Origin of the sequence: Paraburkholderia suaedae (assembly GCF_040812055.1) — a bacterium.
Classification (GTDB): Bacteria; Pseudomonadota; Gammaproteobacteria; order Burkholderiales; family Burkholderiaceae; genus Paraburkholderia.
Genome location: NZ_JBFOAH010000063.1, coordinates 1 through 11,990 on the forward strand (window position 1 = coordinate 1; position 11,990 = coordinate 11,990).

An 11,990-nucleotide genomic window follows, 5' to 3' on the forward strand; every position below is an offset into this window, starting at 1 on the left:
TACGTTTCGTTGACAGATCCAGACCAAGACCAAGTTGCGTCATCGAAGATACCCCTAAACTTTCCTATCTCCCAGGATAGTCCACCCGTACGTCGACGCCAGGACTTTTGCAGACCTTCCCTAAGTCCCGTAAGCCGCCGCTTGGTGGGAAACATTTCCACTAATGCCGCCACCATGCTGCCGATAAACAGCCCGCAATTCGCGCTTAGCACAGCTTGTATAGCAATCGAAACCGCAAACGGCGCGCCATGCAAGATCAGCCACACCAGTGGATAGGTGAGGAACAGGTACACCAGGCAACTGAACAGAAATAGCGGCTTGCGGCCGATACGATCCGATATCGCTCCCGAGGAAATCACCGCGATGCCGGTCACGACCATCGAGAACGCGCCTGACCAGAGCGCCTGAGTCGAGGTCCAGCCGGCGTAGTGCTGCAAATAGGTCGGGAAATACGTAATAAACGTATAAGGTGCGACCGACTGTAAGGCTACGAATGCGAACGCGAAGAGCATCGTGGGCCAAGGCATTTTTGCCGAAGGAGTCGACGCTCCTGTGCCGCCGGCCGCTTTTTCAAACACGGGCGTCTCGCCCACCTTGTTGCGCACGAACAAGCCTAGCGGCCCCACCACCGCGCCAAGCAGGAACGGGATACGCCAGCCCCAGCTAATCATGGCATCAGGTTCGAGGTTTGCGGTGAGCAAAGCGGTCACAGCCGTACCGAGTAACTGCCCCAGAAAAACGCTGCTCGGGTGAAAGCTTCCATACAAGCCACGCTGTTTCGCCGGCGCCCATTCGACCAGGTAGGAGGCGGATCCGCCCCATTCTCCGCCGGCAGAAACTCCCTGCAGGCAACGCGCTACCACCAGCATAATGGGCGCCCAGATACCGATCGCCGCATAGGTCGGCAAGAGCCCGATCATGCCGGTGCCCAAAGCCATCATGCAGATCGTGAGCAACAGTGCCGGTTTGCGGCCTTTGGCGTCGCCGAATATTCCGATCAACAAACCTCCGACCGGTCGCCCGATAAAACCTACGCCGAACACCGCGAAAGTGGCGAGCAGTTCAGCGCTTTCTGTTGAGTTGGGAAAAAAGTGGTGGCCGATGATGGTGGATAGAAATGCATAGACTGTAAAGTCATACCATTCCAGCGCGTTGCCTATCACGGAGGCCGCGATTACGTGCACTCGCATCGGCTGTTTCGCTCCCACCGCGGTGCCGCTCATCGTCTTGACGGTCATGGGTTTGTCTCCAAAATTCCTTCAATTTGAAACTCATCTTGAGCCAGTATCCCGTCTTGACGTAGGATTTTCATGCGGTAGTAGGCTCTAGTGCTCAGCGACGACTGGATTCGACAGCGTCCCAATCCCTTCGATCTCCACCTCGAATACGTCGCCAGGCTTGATCAATCCAATGCCCGACGGCGTGCCGGTCATGATCACGTCGCCGGGCATGAGTGTCATGAACGAGCTCAGGTAGGCGATCAGCCGGGGTACCGAAAACAGCAGATCCGAGGTATTGCTGTGCTGTTTGACTTCGCCGTTCAGGCGACCGACGATCTGCAGATTTCCCGGGTTCAGGCCGGTGCTGATGACCGGGCCAAGCGGAGCAAAAGTATCGAATAACTTGCCGGCGAACAAAGTGCCAAAGCGCATTTCCTCCTTCTGGATCACGCGGTTGCTGACGTCGTTGCCACAGGTGTAGCCGAGGACATAGCCGAGCGCGTCTTCTTCGGACACACGCCTCGCGGTACGCCCGATCACCACCACCAGTTCTGCTTCGTAATGGATCACCTCGGCCTGCTTCGGATACACGATCGGGTCGTGGGGGCCAGCCAGCGCGGACTCCGGTTTGATGAAGATCATGGGCAGCGTAGGGGCGTCGCGGCCGGTCTCCTTGATATGCGCAACGTAGTTGAGTCCGATGCCGAAAATTCGCGGATTCTCGACTGGCGCAAGTAACCTCACGTCGCTGGCAGACACGTAGCTGCCGGTGAGGTGGACCTCGCCGTCGAACGGAGAGCCGGAAAGGTGTTCGATAGTGCCATCGGCGCGCAGATCGCCATATGCAGTGATGTCGCCGAGCTTGAAACGCGTAATTTTCAAGATTTACTCCAATTGAGAATAAGCTGAATCCTTGCTTGCCATCCGGGTTCTCAATGGATATATGCCCATCATCCCGTTTTATTCAACTGGACCCGCGTGTCGGTTATCGCAGGCCTGACGCGCACCGACTGACTATTCCGGTTAAAGCAGGGCAGCATCAAGAAGGAAGAGATCGTCGATTTCCTCAAAATGCTCAAGGCTCGCTTGTAGCAACCGCTCCTCGTCACCTGACTCAAATGGCATGCGCTGGCCAACTACTGTTCCAAAGACCTGAGCGAGGTGCAAACGACCGGGTGCAACAGACTCAAGTGCGCCCGGAAGCGCCCCTCGATCGTTGCCGCCTGCCAGATGCAGGCTATACGTTGGTAATTCATGGATTTACCTAAAGATCAAGAGAACCCACGTATGCACATGATGGCTTGGTGGCAACCGTACCTCGCCCCACCTTCGCTACACTAACGCGAGAACATCAATTCAGTTTGACGTTCTCAGGTAATGATCGTCCAATCGTTTATTATTATTAGTTGATAAGGATTTCAAGCACGCGATTGAAGTGGATATCGCAGACTGCATCCGACGCGAGAATCCGTATGAGCCGTCTCGGATCACGTTGGTCGGCGACATGTAAAGGAAAGCGTCTCATGGAGAAAACGTTGCGGCGACGCAAGCGGTCCGTTGGTACGATCTGGCGGGTCGACGAGAGTGTGTTACGAACACAAGCGAAAGCTTGTGGTGCTGTACTGAAGATGGGAGTAGGCCTCCCGAAGCCGACTTGCAGGAGCAGGCTTCAAACCGCCCGGTGCTGCTGCGTTCAAAAGGCGTGGTGGTGAGCGACCGTGGAAAAGTCATCCGTAAGGATGGCAGGTATGTGTTGAGAAGATGAGCGAAAGCAAACCGTACGATGATGCAGCTTCCTGCCTGGCGTCAGTCCTGTTGCCCTGAAACGGATGAGACAGACGGTGCGCGGGTGGCGGCTGCCTCGCCAAACGGCCAAACCACTGGTCGAACTAGCCGAGCAATGTAACCCACGATAAGTGGCTGGTGGAACTACTACGGGGCCCTCTATCGGACAGCCATGCACGGGCTCAGTCGGTATCTAGACCGAAAGCTTGTGCGCTGGGCTCAGCGCAAGTACAAAACTCTGCGACGGCACAAGCGGCGCAGTGAAGAGTGGTTGCACAAGATGAAGAAGGCGTACCCGCGAGAGTTCGCGCACTGGCAGTATCAGGGAGTACAGGTTGGATAACGGGAGCTGTGTAAATCGAGAGGTTTACGAACGGTTCTGCGAGAGACTCCGGGTGAAACTCCCTGGGTCTACTCTCCCGTACATGGCCCGCCTTTGATCAATTCTACGAACTCGCAATACAAGCATATTTCATATCGATCACCGATTCTCCGCGAGCCTTGCTGCGACAAAACCGCGTACGACCGTATCGCGAGCGCCGACCGACGACGCGAAGATCAGCGTTGAAGGTGCTGCCTGTAAATATAATTTTGGCAGCGATGCGATCAAAGGTCTAAAAATCCGTCGTGCTGCCGGGCGACTGCAAGCAAAGTAGCGGTGATCTCGGATTGGTCGTCGGCTCGAACAGCAATGGCGATGCTTATGGATGGCAAAGATCCCTCTATGGTCTTGAAGACCACGCCATTGCGTGCGAACCGCTTGAAGGGAGCTGCTATAAAACCGATCCCCATACCCGCGGCTACCAAGCCGATGAGCGATTGAGCCGGGCTGGATTCTGCTACGAAGCGCGGTTCGAATCCCGCCTCGGTGCACATTGCAGTCAGCTCTTCATGAATTCGCGGTGCCACCGGGCGGGAGGGAATCACCAGGGGCTGGTTCCTGAAATCAGATGGGCGCAGAAAAGGCTGACTTGCTAGCGGGTGATGCGCCGGAACGACCGCTATATATTCCAAGGTCAGGATATGTTCAACAACAATCGTCGGATCTTCCAGCGGAGTTTGCAGCAGCCCCGCATTGATGCGGCCGATACGAAGCGCCTCCTCCTGCTCAGACGCCGTCATCTGTATGAGATTTGGATGTACGTTAGGTACGATGCTACGCAGTCCGTTCAACAGTTCGGGAAGCACGCAGAACAGCGCCAACGGTGTATATCCAATGGAAACGCTGCCGTGCTCTCCCCGATGCACCTGCTGCGCCTGAGACACGGTCAGTTGGGCCTGCTCGACCAGTAACCTGGCATTGCGAAGGAAATTTTGCCCAGCTGGGGTAAGACGGACTTCGCGCTTGCTGCGAAACAGCAACTGGACCTGAAGGTCTTGCTCAAGAGATTTCAACTGTTGGGTTAGAGCCGGTTGCGCGATGTGCAACCGGGATGCTGCCCGCCCGAAATGTAGCTCCTCCGCAAGAGTAATAAATGATCGAATTTGTCGCAGATCCACGCTCTGTCTCCTCCTTTTTTTCGACTTTCAGGTTGCACGCCCGTGCTGCGAGATCCGAAAATCAGCATCGATTGCCACCATACACGGCGTTATTACATAAATCAATTTGGGTTCGCCAGTAGAAACTGTAAGTGAGTTCTGGTTGACCTATTCGGATCCGATCGACAATATCTCCTGTGGGCCTGCGAATGGAATATTGCGTCGCTCCATCCTGGCTATTTTTGCCCATCCCCCGAAAACTGAAAATCTTCACTAAACCCTTGCCAGGCTTGGCCTGCAGCGGCAGCTGACAGCGGAAGATGGTTGATTGTGGCGACTTGTTCCTCCGGAGACTCTCTCAAATGTCCCATCCTACGTTCCGGTCCTGGTGCGCGGCCGCGACTTCGCTGCCGGTGAGATGGACGTCTTGAGCGGAATGGGTTCGAACAGCGCCTCGAGATCATCGGCCGAGAACTTGACGGCGCCAGCGGCATCTTCGGACAGGATGGCGTCGGCATGCGCTGCTTTTTGCTCCTCCATCGCGACGATCTTCTCCTCGACACTGCCGGCCGCAATCAGCTTGTAGACGAACACGGGCTTGTCCTGCCCGAGACGATGCGCGCGATCGGTGGCCTGATTTTCGACGGCAGGGTTCCGCCATGGATCGTAGTGAATCACGGTGTCGGCCGCCGGCAGGATTCAGGCCGACGTCGCCGGCCTTCAGGCTGATCAGGAAGATGGCACCGCGCCTTGCTGGAAGCGCCTGATCGGTGTGCGGCGATCGGTTGTATCGCCGGTCAATACGACGTGGGGAATTCCGGCTTCGTTGAGTGCGGCGGCAATCAGCGGCTCGAGCATGCCGGTGAACTGTGAGAACAGCAGGATGCGGCGGCCTTCCTCGATCAGTTCTGGCAACATGTCGAGCAGCAGTGCCAGTTTGCCCGACTCCTTGATGCGGCCGGCCTGGCTGATCTTGACGAGTCCGGGGGTCACAGCAGACCTGGCGCAGCTTGAGCAGCGCCTCGAGTACAACGATGTGACTGCGCGCGAGTCCCTTTGCGGTGACAGCGGCACGAACCTTTTCCTGCATCGCGGAGCGTACGGTCTCATACAGGTCGCGCTGCGCGCCTTCGAGTTCGACGGTGCGCACGATAATCGATTTCGGCGCCAGTTCGGTGGCGACCTCGTCCTTGCGCCGTCGCAGCATGAAGGGGCGAATGCGCCGCGCGAGCAGATCGCGACGCACGGTGTCGCCGCCTTTTTCAATGGGCGTGCGCCAGCGCTGCGTGAAATCCTTGTGGGCGCCGAGGAAACCGGGCAACAGGAAGTCAAACTGGGCCCACAGTTCGCCGAGATTGTTCTCGAGCGGTGTGCCACTCAGGCACAGGCGGTGCCGGGCACGTAGTTCGCGGATCGTGGTGGCGGCCTTGGTGGCGGCATTCTTGACGTACTGGGCTTCGTCGAGGATCAGCAGGTGGTACTCGTGTTCGGCGAGAGCTGACTGGTCGCGCCACAGCAGCGGGTAGGTCGTGAGAATCAGGTCGTGTTTGCGGAAATGGTCAAAGCGCTCGTGGCGCTGCGGGCCTTGCAGATCGAGCACGCGCAGCCTCCGGTGTGAAGCGTTGCGCTTCCTCACGCCAGTTGTGCATCAGTGTTGTCGGCACAACGATCAGCGCGGGCCGGTCGAGCCGGCCGGCTTCCTTTTCGGTCAGGATATGAGCGAGGGTTTGAACCGTTTTGCCAAGTCCCATGTCGTCGGCAAGCACGCCCGACGGGCTGTGTTCGCGCAGGAACTGCATCCGGCTGAGCCCCTGGCGCTGATAGCGTTCTGTTGCAGTAAGGCGGTCCGCTATGATGTGCGGAACGACACGAACGACTGAAAGCTCGATGAAGACGTTGAATCCGGCGGTGGCCCGAGTGCTCAAACGCCTGCATTATCCGCTCGACGTGATCCTGACTTGCGTGCGCTGTGTACGTGGCCTATCCTCTGAGCCTGCCGCACCTCGAAGACATGATGACTGAGCGCGGCGTTTCGGTCGATCATTCGACTGTGCACCGCTGGGCCATCAAGCTGTCGCCGGTGCTAGAGAAAGCGTTTCGCCACCGCAAGCGGCCGGTTGGCAAGAGCTGGCGGATGGACGAGACGTACATTCGCGTCAAGGGGGAATGGCGGTATCTCTACCGGGCCGTCGACAGGGACAGCAACGCCATTGACTTTCTGCTACGCGCCCATCGGGACAAGACTGCGGCCCGGCGTTACTTTGAGAAATCAATCGCCCAGAACGGTGTACCCGAGACGGTAACCATCGACAAAAGCGCCGCCAATCTCGCCGCGCTCGAAGCAATCAATGCCGATCGTTACGCGCCATCAAGATCCGCCAGTCCAAATATCTCAATAACCTGGTCGAGCAGGACCGTCGGGCAATCAAGCGACGCACGCGCCCGATGCTAGGGTTCAAGACTTTTCGCTGTGCCCGGATCCTTCTGGCCGGCATTGAGGTTATGCACATGATCGCGAATAAGGACAGATGAAGTGGGCTCGCGGAACCCAACCGTCCGCCGCTGATCAATTCTACGCCTCGCAATATAAGCGGTAGTTCGCATATCGATCTCACTCGCCCCTCGATCCTTACCGCGACAAAGCCCGCCCCGGAGGGACATCGCTTGGCGCGTGCCATCGCAAGCGAGTGGACCACGCGAGAGGGGTTGCACCCCTTTCGCATCCGATGCAGCCTGTTCGATTGCACCGGCCGTCGACATAGACCGATGCCGTCTTGCTTTCGATGAAGCCGCGCGTAAATTGCGGCCCTCGCAGCGCGGCCGAGCTCGCCGTCCTTCGCGAGTGCCATCAACACTGCCATGAGGCCACGCCCGCGGGCCGATCGCCGCGGTACTGGTCGCGGGCGGCGATCACCACGCTCTGCTCAATCGTGCCCTCGTCCGCTAACGCCTTCAAAGCAGCCATCACAATCGCCTTGCGATCCACTTCGAAGAACTCGCGCAACGCCTGGCGTGTGTCGCTGCGGCCGAAGCCATCGGTGCCGAGCGTCACGTAGCGGCGCGGCACGTAGGCGCGGATCAGTTCCGGCACTGCGCGAACATAGTCGGTCGCGGCGATGATCGGGCCGTGCGATGCTTCGAGCGCCTGCGTCACGTACGGCGCTTCTGTTGACTCGCCATGGCGGTCGAGCCGTTCCGCTGCCATGCCCTCACGCTGCAACTCAGTGAAGCTCGTGACGCTCCATACGGCGGCGTCGATCTGCCATTCATCTTTCAGCATCTGCTGCGCCGCGATGACTTCGCCGAGGATCGCGCCTGCCCCGAGCAACTGCACTTGCGCTTGCTTCATTGAAGTCGCTTCCTGCGCTTGCGTTTGCGCAGCCAGCGGATAGATGCCCTTAAGAATCCCTTCGCGCAGCGTCTGCAAATCACCCCCCGGCACCGAAGGCTGCGCATAGTTCTCGTTCATCACCGTCACGTAATAGAACACGTCGCGCTGCTGTTCGACCATCTCGCGCATGCCCTCATCGACGATCGCGGCAACCTCATAAGCGAACGCCGGATCGTAGGCACGGCAGTTCGGAATCGTCGATGCCGCCAGATGGCTAGTGCCGTCCTGATGCTGCAACCCTTCGCCGCCAAGCGTCGTCTTGCCCGACGTCGCGCCGATCAGGAAGCCGCGTGCGCGCTGATCCGCTGCCGCCCAGATCAAATCGCCGATGCGCTGAAAGCCGAACATCGAGTAGTAGATGTAGAACGGCAGCATCGGCAGGTTATGCACGCTGTACGAAGTCGCCGCCGCAATCCACGACGACACGGCGCCCGCCTCCGAAATACCTTCTTCGAGAATCTGCCCTTTGGTGTCCTCGCGGTAGTACAGCATCGAGCCCAGATCTTCCGGCTCGTACAATTGCCCAAGCGGCGAATAAATCCCGACCTGGCGGAACATGTTCGCCATGCCAAAGGTGCGTGCTTCATCGGCGACGATCGGCACCACGCGCGGGCCGACTTCGCGGTCCTTGAGCAGCGCGGTCAGCATGCGGACCAACGCCATCGTCGTGGACATCTCGCGGCCATTCGAATCCAGCGCAAATTGCCCCCAGGAAGACATCGGCGGGACGATCAGCCCCTTCGATGCAACTCTCCGCCTTCTGGGCAGATAGCCTCCCAAGGTAGCCCGGCGCGCATGCAAGTATTGCATCTCCGGACTATCATCCGCGGGTTTGTAAAACTTCACCTGTTCGACGTCCTCATCCGTCAGCGGCAAACGGAATCGGTCGCGAAACGCCTTCAGGTCGTCGAAGCCGAGTTTCTTCTGCTGATGCGTGTTCATGCGGCCTTGGCCCGAGGTGCCCATGCCGAAGCCTTTCATCGTCTTCGCGAGGATCACCGTCGGCTGGCCGCGATGCGCGAGCGCTTTCGCATACGCCGCGTGCAGCTTGCGCACGTCATGGCCGCCGCGGCGCAGGCGGTCGATGTCGTCGTCGCTCAATTGCGCCGCGAGTGCGGCAAGCTCCGGGTTCTGGCCGAAGAAACGCTCGCGGTTGTACGCGCCGTCGTTGGCCGAGAAGGTCTGGAACTGGCCGTCGACGGTATGCGCGAACGCGCGCAACAACGCGCCGGTGCGGTCGCGCGAGAACAGCGCGTCCCAGTCCGAGCCCCACACCACCTTGATCACGTTCCAGCCGGCGCCAATGAAATGCGCTTCGAGTTCGTCGATGATCCGGCCGTTGCTGCGCACCGGACCATCCAGGCGCTGCAGATTGCAGTTGATGACGAACACGAGGTTATCGAGCCCCTCGCGCGCAGCGAGCGAAAGCGCGCCGGTTGATTCCGGCTCGTCCATCTCGCCATCGCCGAAAAAGCCCCACACCTTGCGGCCATCGGTCTGCGCGAGGCCGCGGTTGGCGAGGTAGCGCATGAAGCGCGCTTGATAAATCGCGTTGATCGGGCCGATGCCCATCGAGCCGGTCGGGAACTGCCAGAAGTCCGGCATCAGCCAAGGGTGCGGATACGAGCACAGCCCGGGCCCGCCAATCTCGCGACGATAGTGCTGCAGATTTTCCTCGGAGAGAAAGCCTTCGAGGTAAGCCCGCGCGTACACACCGGGCGACGAATGCGGCTGGAAGTACACGAGATCGCCCGTGCCCTCCACGTCACCGGGCGCCGCAGCCCGAAAGAAATGGTTGAAGCCGACCTCGAACAGATCCGCCGCCGACGCATAGCTCGCGATATGGCCGCCGAGTTCGCCATACGCCTGGTTCGCGCGCACCACCATCGCGAGCGCATTCCAGCGCAGCGCACCCGCGAGCCGTTCTTCGAGGTCGAGATTGCCCGGATAGCGCGGCTGCTGCTCGAGCGGGATCGTGTTCTGGTACGGCGTGACGTTGGTCCGCGCGGACTCGACACCCAGCGACAGCGCATGCCCCGCGAGCTTGTCGAACAGGAACTGCGCGCGATCGCGCCCGACATGCGCGACCACCGCGTCGAGCGCTTCCAGCCATTCGTCGGTTTCCTGCGGGTCGGTATCTTCCCGCTCCGCACGTTGGACATTCAAGGACTGCAACTGCTCACTACCGCTGGACAAATCCGTCATGGCACCACTCCCACATCGACGTGTTCGGTTCAAGATCGAGTGAATCAATGGTAAGCCTGCGCCCACAAAATGAGCATCTGATTTGCCTGCAATCGCGCTTCAGGATAGGCTATTTATTCTGGATTTCGCCACCACCACGGAATAATTCATCTATGACCACGCCTCCTCGCCGGCTCGACCGCATCGACATTGGCATCCTGAGCCAGTTGCAGCAGAACGCGCGCATCACCAATGCGGATCTCGCCCGCGCGGTGAACCTGTCGCCGACGCCCTGCTTCAACCGCGTACGCGCGCTTGAAAAGCTCGGCCTGTTCAAGCAGCAGGTCACGTTGCTGAACCCGGAGCCGCTCGGGCTGCGCATCAACGTGTTCATTCAGGTGAGCCTTGAAAAGCAGGTGGAAGACGCGCTGCAGCGTTTCGAGCAGGCGATTTCGGAGCGCCCCGAGGTAATGGAGTGCTATCTGATGACGGGCGACGCCGATTATCTGCTGCGCGTAGTGATGCCGGATATGCAGACGCTGGAGCGCTTTATTGTCGATCATCTGACCAAGATTCCCGGGATCTCGAACATCCGTTCGAGCTTCGCGCTCAAACAGGTGCGCTATAAGACGGCGCTGCCACTGCCGTCGTCGGGACTCACGCTGGCCGATCCGGATAGCGGAGCGACAGACTGGAGTTGATCTCGTCAATGGAGCGCCACCGCCAGTCGACTGAGAGACAGGTGCGAAGGCCGGCATGACGACACTGCGTCATATGCGCGGGAAAGCTCCGAACGCCTCAGAGGTATTGGGACCAGGTCCTCGCGAGACGCGTATTCAGGTGCGTGCTCCCTCGATGTCAAACGGTCCGCAATTTCATATCAATACCGTACCGTATGGTACGAATACGACCCTAACGCGGCCGTTGAGGCGGCGCGGGCTGGCGAACAAGGCCGGGGCTTTGCCGTGGTCGCGGGAGAAGTTCGTACGCTCGCACAACGCTCATCGGGGGCCGCGAAGGAAATCAAGGACCTCATCGGTACGTCGGCCGAGCGCGTGCGCGCGGGCAGCGATCTCGTTACGCGCGCAGGATCGAACATGACCGAGATCGGCCGGGCAATTCAGCGGGTGACCGACATCATGGGCGAGATTTCGGCTGCGTCGAGCGAACAGAGCCGCGGCATCGAGCAGGTCAACCAGGCGATCGCCCAGATGGATCAGGTGACGCAGCAGAACGCGGCGCTCGTCGAGCAGGCAGTGGCGGCCGCCGACAGCATGCACGATCAGGCGCGCCGTCTGGTGGATGAAGTGTCGATGTTCCGGGTGTAGCGCCGCGGGCAGTGCGCCCGTGCCGTGCGAAGCCCTGCAAATGAAAAAGCCCGCCGACATCCAATCTAGAGGGTGTTAGGAACTTGGACAGTCGGTGCAACATGTACAAGCATGAGCATGGCGAAGACAACGAAGTGCAGGCCTGCTACCGATGATCGGCTCGAGCGCGGATATCGGCTGCCGTTGCAATCGGGAGCGCGATGAAGGCTCGCTCGGGCATTGCTTCGTAGACACGCAGGAACGGCAGGTACAATTCAACGATCCAATCCTCGCCGTCTTTCCGGCCTGCGTACGGGTGGAGAATTTCGCCGTCCGTGCGACGTCGGTCAAAGCGCAACACACCCTTGTGTGGGTAGCGAGCCTCAGTTTCTCGCCAGCGAGCGTCCATCATGTGCGTGACGACCTCGTGCGGAAAACCGGGGTGTCCGGAAGTTTCGACCGCGTCGAGCGATGCTTCGATGGCCTCGTCCTGCGTCGGGTGGTTGTGTCGCGATAAGGCGGGCGGGACGAGCAAATTCCAATGTGATTAGGAATGCTTATATAACCAGCGAATAGAATTGCTCCGCTGCGGTTTTGGTGAAGCCATTATCGTGCATCTGCCCC

Annotated in this window: 7 protein-coding genes and 4 pseudogenes; 6 read left to right on the plus strand and 5 right to left on the minus strand. The window is 59.3% G+C overall.

The annotated features are described in order from the left end of the window. On the minus strand, positions 1 to 1,238 hold a 1,238-nt coding region (locus ABQJ48_RS36765), incomplete at its 3' end, for an MFS transporter (protein WP_367842792.1). Positions 1,239 to 1,325: 87 nt separating this feature from the next. Next, entirely contained in the window at positions 1,326 to 2,102 is a 777-nt protein-coding gene (locus tag ABQJ48_RS36770; protein WP_367842793.1) for a fumarylacetoacetate hydrolase family protein, read from the minus strand. A gap of 81 nt (positions 2,103 to 2,183) precedes the next feature. Between ABQJ48_RS36770 and ABQJ48_RS36775 the strand changes: the two are divergent. After that, a pseudogene (locus ABQJ48_RS36775) lies at positions 2,184 to 2,471 on the plus strand (IS630-like element ISCARN39 family transposase); the annotation flags it as partial. A 661-nt stretch (positions 2,472 to 3,132) separates the two neighbouring features. Then, on the plus strand, positions 3,133 to 3,348 hold the full coding sequence (locus ABQJ48_RS36780; RefSeq protein ID WP_473094245.1) for a group II intron maturase-specific domain-containing protein: 216 nt from the start codon (positions 3,133 to 3,135) through the stop codon (positions 3,346 to 3,348). A gap of 263 nt (positions 3,349 to 3,611) precedes the next feature. On the opposite strand, the gene ABQJ48_RS36785 is transcribed toward ABQJ48_RS36780, so the two are convergent. Together ABQJ48_RS36785 and ABQJ48_RS36790 are read right to left on the minus strand one after the other, a co-directional pair. After that, positions 3,612 to 4,505 (minus strand): LysR family transcriptional regulator, encoded by an 894-nt coding sequence (locus ABQJ48_RS36785; protein WP_367842796.1) that lies wholly within the window; start codon positions 4,503 to 4,505, stop codon positions 3,612 to 3,614. Between the two features lie 351 nt (positions 4,506 to 4,856). Further along, positions 4,857 to 6,307, minus strand: a pseudogene (locus ABQJ48_RS36790) (DEAD/DEAH box helicase); the annotation flags it as partial. A 64-nt stretch (positions 6,308 to 6,371) separates the two neighbouring features. On the opposite strand from ABQJ48_RS36790, the pseudogene ABQJ48_RS36795 reads away from it, so the two are divergent. Beyond that, positions 6,372 to 7,081: pseudogene (locus ABQJ48_RS36795) on the plus strand (IS6 family transposase). A gap of 251 nt (positions 7,082 to 7,332) precedes the next feature. Here ABQJ48_RS36795 and mdeB read toward each other — a convergent pair. Further along, the gene (gene mdeB, locus ABQJ48_RS36800; RefSeq protein ID WP_367842797.1) at positions 7,333 to 10,080 is read right to left on the minus strand and encodes an alpha-ketoglutarate dehydrogenase; all 2,748 of its coding nucleotides are present in this window, start codon (positions 10,078 to 10,080) and stop codon (positions 7,333 to 7,335) included. A gap of 152 nt (positions 10,081 to 10,232) precedes the next feature. Between mdeB and ABQJ48_RS36805 the strand changes: the two genes are divergently transcribed. The 3 genes and pseudogenes from ABQJ48_RS36805 (at position 10,233) to ABQJ48_RS36815 (ending at position 11,883) form a co-directional block, all read left to right on the plus strand. Next, positions 10,233 to 10,760 (plus strand): Lrp/AsnC family transcriptional regulator, encoded by a 528-nt coding sequence (locus ABQJ48_RS36805; protein ID WP_367842798.1) that lies wholly within the window; start codon positions 10,233 to 10,235, stop codon positions 10,758 to 10,760. Positions 10,761 to 10,973: 213 nt separating this feature from the next. After that, a pseudogene (locus ABQJ48_RS36810) lies at positions 10,974 to 11,387 on the plus strand (methyl-accepting chemotaxis protein); the annotation flags it as partial. Between the two features lie 151 nt (positions 11,388 to 11,538). Beyond that, positions 11,539 to 11,883 (plus strand): hypothetical protein, encoded by a 345-nt coding sequence (locus ABQJ48_RS36815; protein ID WP_367842799.1) that lies wholly within the window; start codon positions 11,539 to 11,541, stop codon positions 11,881 to 11,883. Positions 11,884 to 11,990 lie beyond the last annotated feature (107 nt).

Bases quoted from the DNA above. Each gene is read 5' to 3' on its own strand.
- mdeB (WP_367842797.1), bottom strand. From the start codon at position 10,080: ATGACGGATTTGTCCAGCGGTAGTGAGCAGTTGCAGTCCTTGAATGTC.
- ABQJ48_RS36805 (WP_367842798.1), top strand. From the start codon at position 10,233: ATGACCACGCCTCCTCGCCGGCTCGACCGCATCGACATTGGCATCCTG.
- ABQJ48_RS36815 (WP_367842799.1), top strand. From the start codon at position 11,539: ATGATCGGCTCGAGCGCGGATATCGGCTGCCGTTGCAATCGGGAGCGC.